Here is a 15,877-nt window from a genome sequence, read left to right on the forward strand (position 1 = left end):
AGCCTGCTGCGCCGAAACTGTGCCCGTAACAGTGGTCGGTGACCGTGGCTTCGGGCGAACATTCGCCCGGACCTTCGCCCGAAGCCACGGTTCCCTTATCCAGCAACACTCCCCATAACAGGAGGCGATAGCTAACGCGTCCCGTCCAGGGCGCACAACGAAAGGAGACCACCTCTATGCACCAACTCCCGCTGCCGATCCCGGCAGCCCCAACGGCGCGACGCTACGGGGCACTGCTCGTCGATCCGCCGTGGCAACTCGGCCAGACCGGAGACCGCGGGGCTGAGCGACACTACCCGCTCATGTCCCTGGAGCGCATCAAGGCCATGCCGGTGGCCGACCTGGCTGCCAACAACAGCTTCCTGTTCCTCTGGGTCACCAACGCGACCCTGCGCGACGGCTACGACGTCGCCGAGGGCTGGGGGTTCACGGTCAAGAACCAGATCACGTGGATCAAGTTCCGCCTCGGGCTTGGCAACCCGATCCGCAACGCCACCGAGCACCTGCTGGTGGCCACCAAGGGCAAGCCGCAAGTCAAGATGCGCTCGCAGCCGAGCTGGATCAACGCCCCGGTGCAGGCGCATTCCCACAAGCCCGAGGAGCAGTACGCCCTCATCGAGCGGTTGGCGGACGGCCCGTACCTGGAGCTGTTCGCCCGGCGGCGGCCGTCCTCTTCAGCCGACTGGGCGGTCTGGGGCAACCAGATCGACGACAGCGACATCACCATCCCCGGCTACCCGGTGCCAAGCGACCGCAGGTCCCGTGATGGCCGGTGAGCGAGGGCAACCCGCTCAAGCGCGGCCTGTGGCTGGTGCTGCGCGGCTACGTGCTGCTCATGGCGATCATCTTCAGCCTGCTGTGGGCCATCGAGTCGTTGGGGCCGTACCTGCCCTGGATCGGCGGTCTCATCGCCCTCGGCACCGTGACGTGGATCGCGATCGCCGTCATTCGCTGGCGGCGCTCGCGTTGGTAGCGCCACCTCCATCGGCGTAGGTCATGTGTTGTTGTAAAAGCGACAAACACTCTTGACGAACTGTTCAATGTAGTTCATAAGAAGGCTCGAATAGCGCTGGCTGACCCTCTAGCAGCACCTGAGAGCACAAGCAATCGTAAGTGAGAGGAGGAAGATGACTATGCAACCACAGCAACCCGAACGACGACGACGTCGGGCGCTTGGCAACCAGCCGCGCTACTACGTCCATGGTGTTCGCCGCGATCCGCTCGACCTGAAGAAGTTCAGCCGCGCCCTGCTGGCCTTGGTCGAGGCCGACCTGGAGACGCAGGCCCTGAGCGAGCACCAGCCAAGCCCGGAGTTCCCGGCCGAGTCCGAGGCTTCGCGCCGAGGTGGCCGCCATGGCTGACCCCTCGGCGCTGGTCTTCTCCAGCCTGCACCTGCCGCGGCCCATGGAGGCCGCTGACCTCGCAAGCTTCTTGCACCGTCTGGCCGCCGACCGCCAAGCGCCGCGCCTGGTGCTGGAGGCCCGTGCTGACCAGGGTGGTGTGCGGTACCTGCTGGGCGCGGCGCGTGCCCACCTGACTGGACTGCGGCGGCTTCTGGTCGACCTGCTGCCGGGCAGCAGCCTGGCCAAGGCCAGCCCGCGCTTGGCCGTCGATACCGCCGTGCGCCTCAAGCTCAGCCCCCGCAGCCTGCCGCTGCTGACCGATCGCCCGGAGGCCACGACCCGGGCGCTGCTCTCGGCCTTGTCGGTCATCACCAAGAAGGGCGAGCAGCTCGTTCTCCAGGTGGTCCTTGGTCCGCGGCGGGCCCCGGTCACAGTGGCCGAAGGCACAGCCGACCCGGATACCAGCCTGACGCGGCTGGTGCTCGGCATGCCGACCAAGGCCAGTCCCGAGACCCGCCAGCGCCTCAAGGCCCGGGTGTCGCACAGCGGCTTCGCCCTGACCATCCGCTTGGGCGTCACCGCTGCCGACCCTGCCCGCCGCCAACGCCTCGTGCTGGGACTGCTGAGCGCCATCGCCACGGCGCAGTCGCCGGGTGTGCGGATCTCGACTCGCAGGCAGCACCCGCGCGCCATCGAGCGCGCCGAGCAGCCACTGCGCTGGCCGCTCCGGCTGGCCGTCGACGAGCTGGTCGGCCTGTTGGCCTTGCCCATCGGTGGCGGCGAACTGCCGGGGTTGCCGCCACTGCACCCCAAGCCGCTCCGGGCGGCCAAGTCGGTGCACGGCGACGAGCGCGTCTTCGTGCAGAGCGCCGTGCCCGGCGACGACCGCACCCTCGGCATTTCCGCCAAGGACCAGACCTTCCACGGCATCACCTACGGCCCGTCGGGGAGTGGCAAGACCACGGCCATGCTGTCGCTGATCATGGCCGACATCAACGCCGGACGGGCGGTTGCCGTGCTTGATCCGAAACGGCAGCTCATCGACGACATCCTTGCCCGCACACCGAAATCCCGCTGGGACGATGTCGTCGAGATCAACCCCGGCGAGCCGGGCCCGGTCACCTTCAACCCGCTCGACGTCTCCGGCCGCGACCCGGACGTGGTGGTCGACGGCATCCTGGCTGTCTTCGAGCACGTCTTCCACGACGGCTGGGGGCCGAGGAGCAGCGACATCTTCAGCGCCACCCTTCGCACCCTGGCGAGGGCAGCGGCCAAGGGACTGCCCGCGACTCTGCTCGACCTGCCGCAGCTGCTGGTCGATCCGGCCGTGCGACGGCGCTACGTCGGGCACAGCCAGGACGACCTCGCCCTGGCGGGCTTCTGGGCCTGGTACGAAAGCCAGAGCCCGCAGGCGCAGGCAGCGGCCATCGCCGCGCCGCTCAACAAGCTGAGGCAGTTCCTGCTCCGCCCGGCGCTGACACGGATCCTGGGCGATCCCGAGCCGCGCTTCAAGCTGCGCAACCTGTTCCGCGACAAGCGCATCCTGTTGGTACCGCTCAACGATGGCCTGATCGGCCCTGGCACCGCCTCCTTACTCGGCAGCCTGATCATCGCTGACCTCTGGCAGGCCACACAGGAGCGAGCCGCTGAACCCGACGCCAACGCCCACCCGGCCACCATCGTCGTCGACGAGGCCCCGCGCTTCCTGCACCTCGGCGTCGGCTTGGCCGATGCCCTGGCGGTCAGCCGTTCTCTGTCGGTGGGGTGGTTTTTGGCGGCACAGTTCCGCGACCAGTTCCCACCGGCGCTGCGCTCGGCGGTGGACATGAACGCCCGCTCCAAGCTGATCTTCGCCACCGAGTACGACGACGCCCGCGACATGGCGCGGCTGGCCCGCGAGCTGAGCGTGGAGGACTTCACCAGCCTGCCCCGGTGGCACGCCTACGCCAACCTGGTGGCCCAGGGACACCCGTCCGGCTGGGCCTTGGTCAAGACGCTGCCGCCCTCACCGCCGATCACCGATCCGGCCGAGGTCCGGGCGCGCATCGCTGCCAACTTCGCACCACTGGCGCCACCGTCTAGCACCGGCGCCACCCCGACGACCTCACCGCCTACGCTAGCCAACCCGATGAACCCAGTGGTGGGGCGAAAGCGCAGGTCGTCATGACCGGTGCGCCGAAGCCATGTCGGGCAACGCCTGCCCGACGGTTCGCCCGTGCCTTCGTGTTGCCCGCCTGTCGGCGTTATGCCTGTACACGGGCGGTGAGGGCGGCGAGCTGGGATGGGACTGACTCCCATCCTGGGAGTCACGGCGGCCACCAGGCCGAGGGCTGCCGATGAGTCCAGACGCCACCAGCACCCTGCTGGCTCGCCTGTCCGACCGTGACGTTGCCATCCTCGAATCACTCTCCTGTTTCCGACTCCTGACCACCGCCCAGATCCGGCGGCTGCACTTCCATGACCACGCCAACCAAGGCGCGGCCTCCACTGCGGCGATGCGAGTGCTCGACCGCCTCGAAGCCCGCAACCTGGTGGCCCGCCTCAAGCGGCGTATCGGCGGAGTACGGGCGGGCAGCAGCGGCATCTCCTGGCAGCTCGGCGCGGTGGGCGAGCGGCTGCTGCGTGTCCGGCACGGTGGCACCGCCCGACGGCGCTACCTGGAGCCGTCAGCGGCCTTCGCTGACCACACCTTGGCGGTGGCCGACGCTGCCATCGAGCTGTGGGAGCTGCAGCGCACCGGAGCGCTGGACGAGCTCACCATCGAGACCGAGCCCTACAACTGGCGTTCGTTCGTCGGCCCGCTCGGCACCACCGAGTGGCTCAAGCCGGACTTGTTCGCCATCACCACCAGCGGCGACTTCGAGGATCACCGGTTCATCGAGGTCGACTTGGCCACCGAGCACCCGCCGGTGGTGCTGCGCAAGGCCAAGGCCTACCAGCGCTACGCCGCCACTGGTGCCCATCAAGCCCAGCACGGCCTGTTCCCGGCCGTGGTCTGGCTGGTGCCGGACGAACGCCGCCAGCGGTCGCTCGAGTACGCCTTCGAGCGCGACGCCGCCATCCAACCCGAGCTGTTCCGAGTCATCACCCGCGACCAGCTCACTGCCGTGGCAACCAACCAACTACCTGAACCCCCAACGAAAGGAGGACCTACACCATCGAACGACACCCATTCTTCAACCCCGACGAGCCAGGCCGGCTCGGGCCAACCCCAGAACGCCTCCAGTACGGCGAGATCGACCTGACCGGCAGCGTCGAGCAGGCCGACGACCTGGCCGACGTCATCGCCGACGCCCTCGTCGATGCCGAAGCCAGCGGCCAGCTGCCGGAGTACGGGGCCCGCACGATCGCCCGCGACCTGGCCAACAACATGGCCGATCCGGTCAGCGCCCTGCACCAGTTCGCCATCTCCGGCCGCATCGACCGTGAACGCATCACCGACGAACTGGCAACCATCTACAGCTACCTCGACGACGACGCCGAGGAACCCGCCTGGGTCGAGTGGCTGACGCGCTACGTCGTCGCCGCGACTGAGGCCACGCTGCCCGCCGACCAGCAGGCCGACCCCCGAACGCTGACGGACCTGCGCACCAGGCTGGACGGCTCCCTGCGCGACCACCGCGGAGCGTTCCGGGCCTACCTGCGCCTTCCCGGCGTCCGCATCGACCGCCCCGACATGATGACCCACTTCGCCGATGTCCACCTCGGCAGCTTCGAGAACATCACGGCCGTCCTGGAACACCTGGTCGAACGCTACCCACGTCTCTCACCAACTGTCGGCAGGCAGGTCAAACTCATCCCCAACCCCATGGGCGAGTGGCACATCACGCTCGACACCGGCCAGCGCTTCCACACCACCCCGATCGACAAGCGCCTCGAAGTCTTCATCGACGACCGGCCGGTCGAAGCAGGGCCTGGGATATCTGACGAATGAATTCGGATATCCCAAAAATGTCATTTCAGCTTCATTTTTGGACATGCTCGGAATTAACGCAATTCGGAGCTATTATCGAAGGGATTGCCATATAGGCAAACAAAGAACGAAAGGGGGTTCAGATGAAAGCCGAAGCAGGACTGCGAAATGCCTTTGTGTATGTCCGCGTGGAGGGTGACGATGCCAGCACGCGGATGGCCGACGACCAGCGCGCCGTCTGCTCCGAACTGGCCAACAGGCACGGTCTGCGCGTGGTGGGCGAGTACGTCGACCACGGCCCGGCCGTGGCCAGTCGGCAAGGTGAGCTGCAGCGGCTGATCGACGACGTCACCAGCCAGGCGGTCTGCGCAGTGCTGGTGTACGACCTGGCACGCCTGGCGGGCGACCTGGTGCGGCTCGAAACCATCTTGGCGGAACTGAAGGCTCGTGGTGCTGACGTCCTGACGGTCATGGGGGTGGAGGTCGCCGAGCGCTTTGTGGCTGCCCAGCGGATGCGTGAGGCGTTCCGGCGGCTGCCACAGGTCGGAGGTGCCGAGTGAGCGGCTCGCTGCGTGCCTATGCCTACCTGCGGGTCAGCACCAAGGAGCAGGCGGCCAAGGGTGGCCAGGACGAGGGCTACTCCATCCCGGCGCAGCGGGAGGCGGTCTACCGCAAAGCCCAGGAGTTGGGTGCGGTGGTGGTCGGAGAGTTCGTCGATGCCGGGGAGTCGGCCAAGTCGGCGGATCGGCCGGACTTGCAGCGGATGTTGGTGGCGCTCCGTTCGGAGCCGGTGGATCTGGTGCTGGTGCACAAGGTCGACCGGTTGGCGCGCAACCGGATGGACGACGTGACGATCACGATGGCCATCCGTGCCGCGGGCGCCAAGTTGGTCTCGGTGATGGAGAACATCGACGAGACGCCGAGCGGCATGCTGATGCACGCCATGCTGTCAGGGTTCGCGGAGTACTACTCGCACAACCTGGCCGTCGAGGTCCACAAGGGCATGAGCCAGAAGGCGCTGCGGGGCGGGACCAACAACAAGGCGCCGCTGGGCTACCGCAACACCGGCAAGCTCAGCGACGAGGGCCGTGAGGTGCGGACGGTGGTGGTCGACGAGGAGCGGGCCGAGCTGATCTGCTGGGCGTTCCAGGCGTATGCCACTGGCGAGTGGACGTTGCGGTCCATGGCCGCCGAGCTGGAGGTGCGTGGGCTGCGGACCCGGCGGACGCCGAAGCTGCCGGAGAAGGTGATCCAGCCGAGCATCCTGCACAACATCTTGACCAACCGGTACTACCTGGGCGAGGTCCGCTACCAGGGGGTGTGGCACCCGGGGAACCATCCACCGCTGGTGGATGCGGTGACGTGGCAGAAGGTGCAGGAGGTACTGCGCGAGCATCTGCTCGGCGAGCGCCAACGTGAGCACCGGCATTACCTCAAATCGTCGGTGTTCTGCGGTGACTGTCTCTCGCGATTGACGATCACCAACGCCAAGAACCGTCACGGCGTGGTCTACCCGTACTTCGTCTGCCTGGGCCGTCACGCCAAACGGACGGATTGCCGTCGCAAGGCCATCCTGATCTCCACTGTCGAGCAGATGGTGGAGGACTACTGGTCCCGGGTGGAGCTGACGCCAGCTGTGCGGGCGCTGGTGGAGGCCGATCTGCACCGGACCCTGGCTGCCACCCGCGCCGAAGCCAAGCGAGCACGGGAACAGTTGCAGCGCGAACGACAGGCGGCCGAGGCGAAGCAGAAGAAGCTGGTGGAGGCGATCTACGCCGGAGCCATGCCACTGGACTTAGTGGCGAAGGAGCAGCAAGCGCTTGCTGGCCAGTTGGCCCGCATCGACGAGCGGCTGGCTGCCACCGACGTGGCCTTCGTGGAGCTTGAACGCAACCTGGCGGTAGCGCTGGAGCTGGCAAGCAACTGCCACCGGGCCTACCTGGCGGCTCCACCGGCGACTCGCCGGTTGTTCAACCAGGCGTTCTTCGAACGACTGGAGATTCGCCAGGAGGGCGTGGGCGCTACCGTGGCGGCTCCATTCGAGCAGATGCTCGGCATAGCCCGACGAGTGCAACTTCCACCCGAACGAGCGATGCCGGACGTGAGCGATGTCACGACCGTGGCTGATGTACTGCAACGAGGGCAGAACGACGAACTCCCCAGCGCACCTGACGGTGCGTCTGGGGAGTTCTCTGTTCTGACCTCGGGATCTACTTTTTTGGCCGAGGGTTCGGATAAGCACGCTTTGGTGCCCCTGGCAGGACTCGAACCTGCGGCCAAGAGCTTAGAAGGCTCCTGCTCTATCCGCTGAGCTACAGGGGCGCGGGGGCGGACTGCCGAGGGTGCACAGTAGTCCGTTCCTCTTGGTTGATCGCTGGAGACGGGCCCGGCGTTTCTCCCCGGCGGCGTGGTGGGGGCGTTCGGGGGAGGGTGGGGGGCCGTTCGGGGGGTGGGGTGGCTTGTCACGGTGGGTGGTGGGGAGGCGTCTACGCTCTGGTTGTGGCTGGTGATGGCGTGACTGAGCGTGAGGTGGCTCGGGGGCCCCGCGGGGTGGGCGGGGTGGTCGGGCTCGTGGTGGTGGGCGTGCTCGCGGCGGGTGTTGTCGCCGTGGTGCTGCTCACGCTGACGGGTGGGGCCGCGGAGGTGTTGCCGGGGTTGCCGCAGTCCGATGCCTTCACCGGGTATGCGTTGACGCTCGTTCGGGTGGTTGCCGAGGCGGGCAGTGTGGTCACGATCGGGGGGTTGTTGTTCGCGGCCTTCTTCGTGCCGCCGCAGCGGTCGGGTGTGCTGGACGTCGGGGGGTACGGGGCGCTGCGGATGGCGGGGTGGGGGGCCGCCGTGTGGTTCCTCGGATCGCTGCTGCTCGCCCCGCTGACGGCGGCGGACGCGGCGGGGTTGGGCGTGGGGGACGTGCTGCGGACGGATGTGCTGGTCGACCTGGTGGGCGGGTTGGAGCAGCCGAAGGCGTGGCTGTTCACCGCCGGGTTCGCGCTGGTGGTGTGGGTCGGGACGCGGTTCGTGCTGAGCTGGGGGTGGACGGCGGCGCTGTTCTTCGTGTCCGTCGCGGGGGTGGCGCCGGTGGCGCTGACCGGGCACTCGGCCAGCGGCGGGTCGCACGACATGGCGACCAACAGCCTGTTGTTCCACCTGCTCGCGGCCGCGCTGTGGGTCGGGGGGCTGATCGCGCTGCTGGTGCACGGGCGGCGCGGTGGGGCGCACCTGGGGTTGGCCGCGGCGCGGTTCTCGAAGGTCGCGCTGGTGTGCTGGGTGGTGATGGCCGCGTCCGGGGTCGTCAACGCGTTGATCCGGCTGCCGGTGCGCGACCTGTTCACGTCGAGCTATGGGCTGCTGATCGTCGCCAAGACCGCTCTCCTCGTGGTGCTGGGCGTGTTCGGCTATTTCCAGCGCGAGCGGGGCGTCAAGGGCGTCGTGGAGCGGGGTGACCGGGGGGCGCTGCTGCGGCTCGCCGGGGTCGAGGTGCTGGTCATGCTGGTGACGATCGGGGTGGCCTCGGCGCTGGCGCGCACGGCGCCGCCCGCGTCGGTGCAGGTGCAGCCCGACCGCACGGAGATCCAGCTCGGCTACACCCTCGACGGGCCGCCCACCGCCGTGCGGCTGCTGTTCGACTGGCGGTTCGACCTGGTCTTCGGCACCGCCGCGCTGGTGCTCGCCGGGCTCTACGCGGTGGGGTACCGGCGGCTGCGGGCGCGGGGGATCAGTTGGCCGGTCGGGCGGGTGATCGCCTGGATGGCGGGCTGCTTCGTGATCCTCTTCGCGACCTCCTCCGGCGTCGGCCGGTACTCGCCGGCGGTGTTCAGCGTGCACATGGAAGCGCACATGATGCTCTCCATGCTGGCGCCGGTGCTGCTGGTGCTGGGCGCCCCGGTGACCCTCGCGCTGCGCGTGCTGCCGACCGCGGGCCGGGACAACCCGCCCGGGCCGCGCGAGTGGCTGCTGGCGGCGGTGCACTCGCCGGTGTCGAAGGTGCTGACGAACCCGGTGGTCGCGCTGGTGCTGTTCGTCGGGTCGTTCTACGGGCTGTACCTGACCGGGTTGTTCGACGCGGCGCTGCCCGAGCACTGGGCGCACCTGCTGATGAACGCGCACTTCCTGCTGGTGGGCTACATCTTCTACTGGCCGGTGATCGGGGTGGACCCGGCGCCGAACCGGCTGCCGCACCTGGGCCGGTTGGGCCTGGTGTTCGCGTCGATGCCGTTCCACGCGTTCTTCGGCGTGATCATCATGGGCATGGACACCGTGGTGGGCCTGACCTTCTACCAGTCGCTCGGGCTCACCTGGAACGCCGACCTGGTCGGCGACCAGCGCCTCGGCGGCGGCATCGCCTGGGCGTCCGGGGAGATCCCGCTGCTGCTGGTGCTGATCGCGCTGCTGGCGCAGTGGTCGCGGGCCGACGAGCGCGAGGCGCGCCGCACCGACCGCCGGGTGGACGAGGGCGGGTCGGACGACCTGGAGGCCTACAACGCCATGCTGCGCCAGATGGCCCGCGACAAGCGGTAGTTGTCCACAGCCCCCCGAGCTGTCCACAGGCCGCGAGCGCGGCTGGCCCCGGCCGCGCGCACCCGGCACCGTTGTCCGTACCGACGAGGGACGGAGACGGACGTGAACGAGACGATGGTGACGCTCACCGGTTGGGTCGTGGCCCCGGTGGAGCAGCGGCGCTACGAGGAGGGCAAGACGCTCTCCCGCTTCCGCATGGTCAGCAAGGAGCGGCGTTACGACGCCGACACCGCCGCCTGGGTCGACGGGCACCAGTTCTACTGCGAGGTGCAGTGCTGGGACCGCTTCGGCGAGAACGTGGCCGCAGGCCTGGGGCGCGGTGACCCGGTGGTGGTGCACGGCAGGCTGCGGGTGGAGGAGTACGAGTGGGAGGGCGCCCAGCGCACCACGCTCGTCGTCCGGGCCTCCGCGGTCGGCCGCAACCTGCGCTTCCCCCGGCCCGCCGACGCCGAGCCGATCGGCGCCGACGCGGCCGCGGACGCGGCGTGAGGGGTGTTTGCCGTGGTCACGACGGGGGAAGCCCCCAGGCGGGAGTTCCGACGAGCAGCAGGAGGAGCGACGCCGTGGCGAGCAGCATCAAGGACGAGAAGACCTACCGGGAGCTGCGGGACAAGGGCGAGTCGAAGGAGAAGGCCGCCCGCATCGCCAACGCCTCCGCCGCGCGCGGCAAGCGGGCCGTGTCGGCCAAGGGCGGGCACAGCGGCTCGTACGAGGACTGGACCGTGCAGCAGCTGCGCAAGCGCGCGGGGGAGATCGGCATCGACGGGCGCTCCGGCATGCGCAAGGAAGAACTGGTCAGGGCGCTGCGGGAGCACTGACGGGCGCTCGGGCCGCCCCCGGGCGCGGGCGAAGCCCCTGCCGCGCTCACGGCGCCGGGCCGACCACTCTACGATCGCGGGCATGGCCGAGTTCATCTACACCATGAAGAAGGTGCGCAAGGCGCACGGTGACAAGGTCATCCTCGATGACGTCACCCTCGCCTTCTTCCCCGGCGCCAAGATCGGCGTGGTCGGGCCGAACGGCGCGGGCAAGTCCAGCGTGCTCAAGATCATGGCGGGGTTGGACGCGCCCAACAACGGCGAGGCCTTCCTGTCCCCGGGCTACACCGTGGGCATCCTGCAGCAGGAGCCGCCGCTCAACGAGGAGAAGACCGTCCTGGGCAACGTCCAGGAGGCCTTCGGCGAGGTGCAGGTCAAGCTCGACCGGTTCAACGAGATCGCCGAGCTGATGGCGACCGACTACTCCGACGAGCTGATGGAGGAGATGGGCAGGCTCCAGGAGGAGCTCGACCACGCCGACGCCTGGGACCTCAACTCCCAGCTGGAGCAGGCGATGGACGCGCTGCGCTGCCCGCCGCCGGACGCCGACGTCACCGTGCTCTCCGGTGGTGAGCGCCGCCGGGTCGCGCTGTGCAAGCTGCTGCTGAGCAAGCCCGACCTGCTGCTGCTCGACGAGCCCACCAACCACCTCGACGCCGAGAGCGTGCTCTGGCTGGAGCAGCACCTGGCCTCCTACGCCGGTGCCGTCCTGGCCGTCACCCACGACCGGTACTTCCTGGACAACCTGGCCGAGTGGATCCTGGAGATCGACCGCGGCCGCACCCACGCCTACGAGGGCAACTACTCCACCTACCTGGAGAAGAAGGCCGAGCGGCTGGCGGTGCAGGGCAAGAAGGACCAGAAGCTGCAGAAGCGGCTCAAGGAGGAGCTGGCCTGGGTGCGGTCGAACGCCAAGGCCCGCCAGACCAAGTCCCGCGCCCGCCTGGACCGCTACGAGGAGATGGCGGCCGAGGCGGACAAGTACCGCAAGCTGGACTTCGAGGAGATCCAGATCCCGCCGGGCCCGCGCCTGGGCAACGTCGTGGTCGAGGTCGAGGAGCTGCGCAAGGGCTTCGGTGACCGGGTGCTCATCGACGGCCTGTCGTTCACGCTGCCGCGCAACGGCATCATCGGCGTGATCGGCCCGAACGGCGTCGGCAAGACCACGCTGTTCAAGACGATCGTGGGCCTGGAGAAGCCGGACGCGGGCGCGGTGCGCGTCGGTGACACGGTGTCGCTGTCCTACGTCGACCAGAACCGGGCCAACATCGACCCGAAGAAGACCGTGTTCGAGACCGTGTCCGACGGCCTCGACCACATCAAGGTCGGCCAGGTCGAGATGCCCTCGCGCGCCTACGTCAGCGCGTTCGGCTTCAAGGGCCCGGACCAGCAGAAGCCCGCGGGCGTGCTCTCCGGCGGCGAGCGCAACCGGCTGAACCTGGCGTTGACGCTCAAGCAGGGCGGCAACCTGATCCTGCTCGACGAGCCGACCAACGACCTCGACGTGGAGACCCTGGGCTCGCTGGAGAACGCGCTTGAGCAGTTCCCCGGGTGCGCGGTGGTCATCTCCCACGACCGGTGGTTCCTCGACCGCACCTGCACGCACATCCTGGCGTGGGAGGGCACCGAGGCCGAGCCGTGGAAGTGGTTCTGGTTCGAGGGCAACTTCGAGGGCTACGAGAAGAACAAGGTCGAGCGGCTGGGCGTCGAGGCCGCCCGCCCGCACCGGGTCACCCACCGCAAGCTGACCCGCGACTAGGGGGCCTGCGACGTGGCGGCCTGGAACACCGAGCCCGCGGTGGTCGACGCGGACGAGCGCGCGGCGCTCGTCCGCGGGGCGGACCGGCTGCGGTGGAGCGCACCGGAGGTCGCGGTGCCCTTCGCCCAGCGCGCCCTCGCCGGTGCCGACGCCGCCACCGCGACCCGGGTCCGGGTCCTGCTGACCACCGCGCTGGTCCGCCTCGGCCGCCCGGCCGAGGCGGTCCGGCACGGGGTCGCCGCGCTGCGCCCGCCCGCGGGCCCGGTCGACGCCGCCGGGGTCGAGTCCGAGGCCACGGTCCGCACCGCCCTGGCCGCGGCCGCCCTCGCCCTGGGCGACCCGCTGGTCGGCGTGGAGCTGCTGCGGCCGGTGCTGGCCTCCGAGGCCGTCCGCGAGGCGACCAGGGCCGACGCCCTCACCGGGTTGGCGGCGTGCACCACGCACGTCGGCGGCCGCGACGACCTGGAAGACGCCTTGGCCGAGGCCGACCGGCTGCTGGCCGCCGACGCCGCCCTGGACCAGGACGAGCGGCGGCTGCGGCGGGCGCTGCTCGCCGCGGGCACCGCCGCCTACCACCGCCGCCACGGCGACCCGGAGGCGGCGGAGGAGACGGCCAGGGACGGGCTCTCGCTGCTCAACCGGGTGTCCGGGGCGGCGCCCGACGGCGGGCTCGTCCGGGCCCGGCTGACCTGGGAGTTGGTCGGCGCCGTGCTCGACGAGGGCGACCTCGCCGAGGCGGAGGCGCTGGCCGCGGACGCGCTCGCCCTGCCGGTCCGGGCGGCCGCCGCGCCCGCTCTCGGCCGGGTGCGGTTGGCGCTGGCCACCCGGGTGCACCTGCCCGCGGGGCGGGCGGAGACCGGGCGGGCGCTGCTGGTCGACGTCGTCCGCGCGGCCGAGCGGCACGGGCTGCACTCGCTGCTGGCCGACGCGTGGACGCTGCTCGCCGGGGCCGAGGAGGAGGCCGGGCACCCCGTGGAGGCGCTGCACGCGCTGCGCTCGGCGCGGGCCGCCGAGTACCGCACCCTCACCACCGCCCAAGAGGCGCGGGCGCTGCTCACCACGGCTGTCAGCGGTGCGACGGACGCCGAGCAGGCCGTGGAGCTGCTGCGCGACACCGTCGTCCGCCCACCCACCTACTCCCCGCCGCACCAGGTCCCGTCCCCGCGCCCCGCGCCCGCCGAACCGGACGCGGACCCCGGGCCGCCCGCGGGCGCGGAACCGGCGGCGCAGAGCGGGAAGGCTGAACCGCAGGAGCAGGCTCCCGAGCCGGACACCGAGTACGCGCTGACCCTGGTGCGGATCGTGGCGCAGCCCGGGGACCAGGCGCCGGTCGGCCTGGAGGCGCTGCTCAACGCGCTGGCGACGCACGTGCGCGGCCTGGCGCCGGACAACGCCGAGCTGATCCGCGGCGACCAGGGCGAGTTCGCCGTCCTGCTGCCCGGGGCGCCGCGCACGGCCGCCGAGTGGTTGGCCGACACCGTGCGCGAGGCGGGCGGCGGCGACTGGTTGCCCGAGCGCGCGGGCAGGCCGGTCGGGGTCGCCACCGGCGTCGCGACCCGGCTGGGCAGCGTGGACGGGCCGGTCGGCGGGGTCGACGCCCTGCTGGTCGCCGCACGCGCCGCGCTCACCGAGCCCCGCTTCACCGCCCCCAAACCCCAGCAGCCCGAGCCCCAGCAGCCTGAGCCCCCGCAGCCCGAGCCGCGGACCGCGCCCGCCGAGGCGGCGGCCGAGCCGTCGACCCACCCGATCCCGCCCCCGGGCACGCTCGGGCGCCGGGCCTCGCGGCGGGCGAGCGAGGAGATCCGCAGGCCGTCGGCCGCCGAGCTGTCCGCCGCGGCCGACAGCGAGGACGTGGCCTCGGTGCTGTCGCGCTCGGGTGTCCTCGGCACGCCCACCAGCGGGGGCAGGCGCCGGGCCGAGGACCTGCCGTTCGGGGGCGAGGACCCCACGGTGCTGCCGGAGGTCGAGGGGCCCGCGGCCGCCCAGGCGACCGAGGCGGCCCCGGCGAGCGGTGCGGACGGCGCGGCCGGGGACGCCGAGTCCCGGCACGCCGACGGCACCGACGCCCAGGCCATCCTGCGCCGGTTCGACAGCGCCGAGATCCGCCGCGCCACCGGCCGCGCGCCCCGCTCCGAAGGCGGGGTGCGGCACCGGCCGGAGACCACCGGCGGCCAGCGGCGCGCCGACCGCACCGGCGCGGGCACCAGCGACACCGACCGCCTGCGGCGCCGGTCGCAGACCCCCGACGCCGACGCCCGCTCGGTGCTGCGCCGCTTCGACACCGCCGAGCTGCGCCGCCGGGTGCAGCAGGCCAGCGCCAAGGCCGAGGCGAGCAGGCGCACCGACACCGCCAGCGTCCGCAGGCGCGGCCAGGACGCGGTCGCGGGCCCCAACACCGACCCGACGACCGGGCCGGTCGACGTGCAGTCGGTGCTGCGCCGGATGGACTCGGCCGACACCCCGGCGGACCCGGCCGGGACGGCTGCCGACGCGCAGCCCGCGCCCACCGGCCCCGCTGACCCGGTCGAGCACGCCCCGCCCGCCGCCAAGCCCGCCGACAAGGTGCCCACGCCGCCCACGGGCATCGACGTGCAGGAAGTGCTGCGCAAGTTCGACAGCGGCGAGATCCGCTTCGGCGGGCGCAGACCCGCCGCGCCCCAGCAGGCCGCCGCGCCCCAGCAGGCCGCCGCGCCCCCGCCCGCCCCCGAGCCCGCAGCGGGCAAGGCCCAGCAGGTCAGCGACGCGCAGTCCGTGCTCGACCGCTTCGGCCTCACCCCGGGCGAGGGCGGGCGCAGGCGTGCCCCGGACGAGGGGTCCCCCGAGGCCGGCGCGGACCTGCCCGCCACGCCGCTGCCGGAACCCGCGGTCGCGCTGCCCCCGTTCCCCGCCCTGTCGGACACCCCGTCGCTGGCGCTGCCGGAGCCGCCCCCGCTGCCCGCCGCCACCGTGCCGACCCCGCCCGGGTCCCCGGACGTGCCGACCCCGCCGAACCCGGACACCCAGCCCACCCCGCCCGAGGTCGCGCCCCCGCCCGGCAGCGACGAGCCGGTCGGGGACCCCCTCCTCGACCCGCCCACGAGCCCGGTGCCCGCCCTGCCGAGCCCGGTCGAGCCCGTGCCGGACAACGTCGCCCGGCTCGCCGACCGGCGCTCGATCGACTTCTCCGCCCGGCTGCGCGGCCTGCCGCGCCCGCCGGAGGTCGAGGCCCGCCCCGCCGACGCGCCCGCGGCCGAGGCGCCCGCCAAGCGCGGTGGCAGGCGCGAGCGCACCGCCTCCAGCGACCTGGCCGACCTGCTCGCGGAGGCGATGGCCGCCTACCAGGCCACCCAGCCCGACGAGCGCGACGGCTGGCGCGGCGGCGAGCAGGCCGACGAGCAGCAGGTGTCCGGTCGACCCGTGCCGCCGCCCGGCGCGCGCGGGCGGCACCGGTCCTCCGAGTGGGCGCCCGCCGACTTCGACAGCGGGTGACCGGCAAGGGGGTCCACGTGGTTTCTCAGCCACCGGATCAGGCATGAAAACTGACATT

Annotated in this window: 14 protein-coding genes, 1 tRNA gene and 2 pseudogenes; 14 read left to right on the plus strand and 3 right to left on the minus strand. The window is 71.3% G+C overall.

Annotation, left to right across the window (positions count from 1 at the left end):
• The first annotated feature begins 176 nt into the window (after positions 1–176).
• The 8 genes and pseudogenes from BJP25_RS31655 to BJP25_RS36605 form a co-directional block, all read left to right on the plus strand.
• The gene (locus BJP25_RS31655; RefSeq protein ID WP_075978737.1) at positions 177–776 is read left to right on the plus strand and encodes an MT-A70 family methyltransferase; all 600 of its coding nucleotides are present in this window, start codon (positions 177–179) and stop codon (positions 774–776) included.
• Positions 773–973 carry a hypothetical protein gene (locus BJP25_RS31660; protein WP_075978738.1) on the plus strand — a complete coding sequence of 67 codons (201 nt, stop codon included), beginning with the start codon at positions 773–775 and terminating at the stop codon, positions 971–973. Before BJP25_RS31655 ends, BJP25_RS31660 begins: the two co-directional genes overlap by 4 nt.
• A gap of 154 nt (positions 974–1,127) precedes the next feature.
• A complete protein-coding gene (locus BJP25_RS33895; protein ID WP_143219426.1) occupies positions 1,128–1,361 on the plus strand; it encodes a hypothetical protein in 234 nt (77 codons plus the stop codon).
• Complete coding sequence (locus BJP25_RS31665; RefSeq protein ID WP_075978739.1) at positions 1,354–3,510, plus strand: type IV secretory system conjugative DNA transfer family protein; 2,157 nt, start codon at positions 1,354–1,356, stop codon at positions 3,508–3,510. The genes BJP25_RS33895 and BJP25_RS31665 overlap by 8 nt, the downstream gene beginning before the upstream one ends.
• Before the next feature lie 169 nt (positions 3,511–3,679).
• The gene (locus BJP25_RS31670) at positions 3,680–4,588 is read left to right on the plus strand and encodes a replication-relaxation family protein (protein ID WP_075978740.1); all 909 of its coding nucleotides are present in this window, start codon (positions 3,680–3,682) and stop codon (positions 4,586–4,588) included.
• 125 nt (positions 4,589–4,713) lie between these two features.
• On the plus strand, positions 4,714–5,277 hold the full coding sequence (locus BJP25_RS31675; protein ID WP_075978741.1) for a hypothetical protein: 564 nt from the start codon (positions 4,714–4,716) through the stop codon (positions 5,275–5,277).
• Positions 5,278–5,399: 122 nt separating this feature from the next.
• The gene (locus BJP25_RS31680) at positions 5,400–5,816 is read left to right on the plus strand and encodes a recombinase family protein (protein WP_084794839.1); all 417 of its coding nucleotides are present in this window, start codon (positions 5,400–5,402) and stop codon (positions 5,814–5,816) included.
• Positions 5,813–6,226 (plus strand): annotated as a pseudogene (locus BJP25_RS36605) (recombinase family protein); the annotation flags it as partial. The gene BJP25_RS31680 and the pseudogene BJP25_RS36605, both read left to right, overlap by 4 nt.
• 83 nt (positions 6,227–6,309) lie before the next feature.
• Here the strand turns inward: BJP25_RS36605 and BJP25_RS33905 are convergent.
• Complete coding sequence (locus tag BJP25_RS33905) at positions 6,310–6,540, minus strand: hypothetical protein (protein WP_158075739.1); 231 nt, start codon at positions 6,538–6,540, stop codon at positions 6,310–6,312.
• On the opposite strand from BJP25_RS33905, the pseudogene BJP25_RS36610 reads away from it, so the two are divergent.
• A pseudogene (locus BJP25_RS36610) lies at positions 6,431–6,856 on the plus strand (recombinase family protein); the annotation flags it as partial. The gene BJP25_RS33905 and the pseudogene BJP25_RS36610 overlap by 110 nt on opposite strands.
• Before the next feature lie 195 nt (positions 6,857–7,051).
• On the opposite strand, the gene BJP25_RS33915 reads toward BJP25_RS36610, so the two are convergent.
• A complete protein-coding gene (locus BJP25_RS33915; protein WP_143219428.1) occupies positions 7,052–7,393 on the minus strand; it encodes a hypothetical protein in 342 nt (113 codons plus the stop codon).
• Between the two features lie 109 nt (positions 7,394–7,502).
• A tRNA-Arg gene (locus BJP25_RS31690) sits at positions 7,503–7,578 on the minus strand.
• Positions 7,579–7,770: 192 nt separating this feature from the next.
• Between BJP25_RS31690 and BJP25_RS31695 the strand changes: the two genes are divergently transcribed.
• The 5 genes from BJP25_RS31695 to BJP25_RS31715 all read left to right on the plus strand — a co-directional run bounded on the left by BJP25_RS31695 (position 7,771) and on the right by BJP25_RS31715 (position 15,819).
• Complete coding sequence (locus tag BJP25_RS31695) at positions 7,771–9,774, plus strand: cytochrome c oxidase assembly protein (protein WP_143219429.1); 2,004 nt, start codon at positions 7,771–7,773, stop codon at positions 9,772–9,774.
• A 102-nt stretch (positions 9,775–9,876) separates the two neighbouring features.
• On the plus strand, positions 9,877–10,263 hold the full coding sequence (locus BJP25_RS31700) for a single-stranded DNA-binding protein (protein ID WP_075978744.1): 387 nt from the start codon (positions 9,877–9,879) through the stop codon (positions 10,261–10,263).
• Between the two features lie 74 nt (positions 10,264–10,337).
• Positions 10,338–10,592 carry a DUF7218 family protein gene (locus tag BJP25_RS31705; RefSeq protein ID WP_075978745.1) on the plus strand — a complete coding sequence of 85 codons (255 nt, stop codon included), beginning with the start codon at positions 10,338–10,340 and terminating at the stop codon, positions 10,590–10,592.
• Between the two features lie 82 nt (positions 10,593–10,674).
• Positions 10,675–12,351 carry an energy-dependent translational throttle protein EttA gene (ettA, locus tag BJP25_RS31710; RefSeq protein WP_075978746.1) on the plus strand — a complete coding sequence of 559 codons (1,677 nt, stop codon included), beginning with the start codon at positions 10,675–10,677 and terminating at the stop codon, positions 12,349–12,351.
• A 12-nt stretch (positions 12,352–12,363) separates the two neighbouring features.
• The gene (locus BJP25_RS31715; RefSeq protein WP_075978747.1) at positions 12,364–15,819 is read left to right on the plus strand and encodes a hypothetical protein; all 3,456 of its coding nucleotides are present in this window, start codon (positions 12,364–12,366) and stop codon (positions 15,817–15,819) included.
• Positions 15,820–15,877 lie beyond the last annotated feature (58 nt).

Origin of the sequence: Actinokineospora bangkokensis (genome assembly GCF_001940455.1) — a bacterium.
Taxonomy (GTDB): Bacteria; Actinomycetota; Actinomycetes; order Mycobacteriales; family Pseudonocardiaceae; genus Actinokineospora; species Actinokineospora bangkokensis.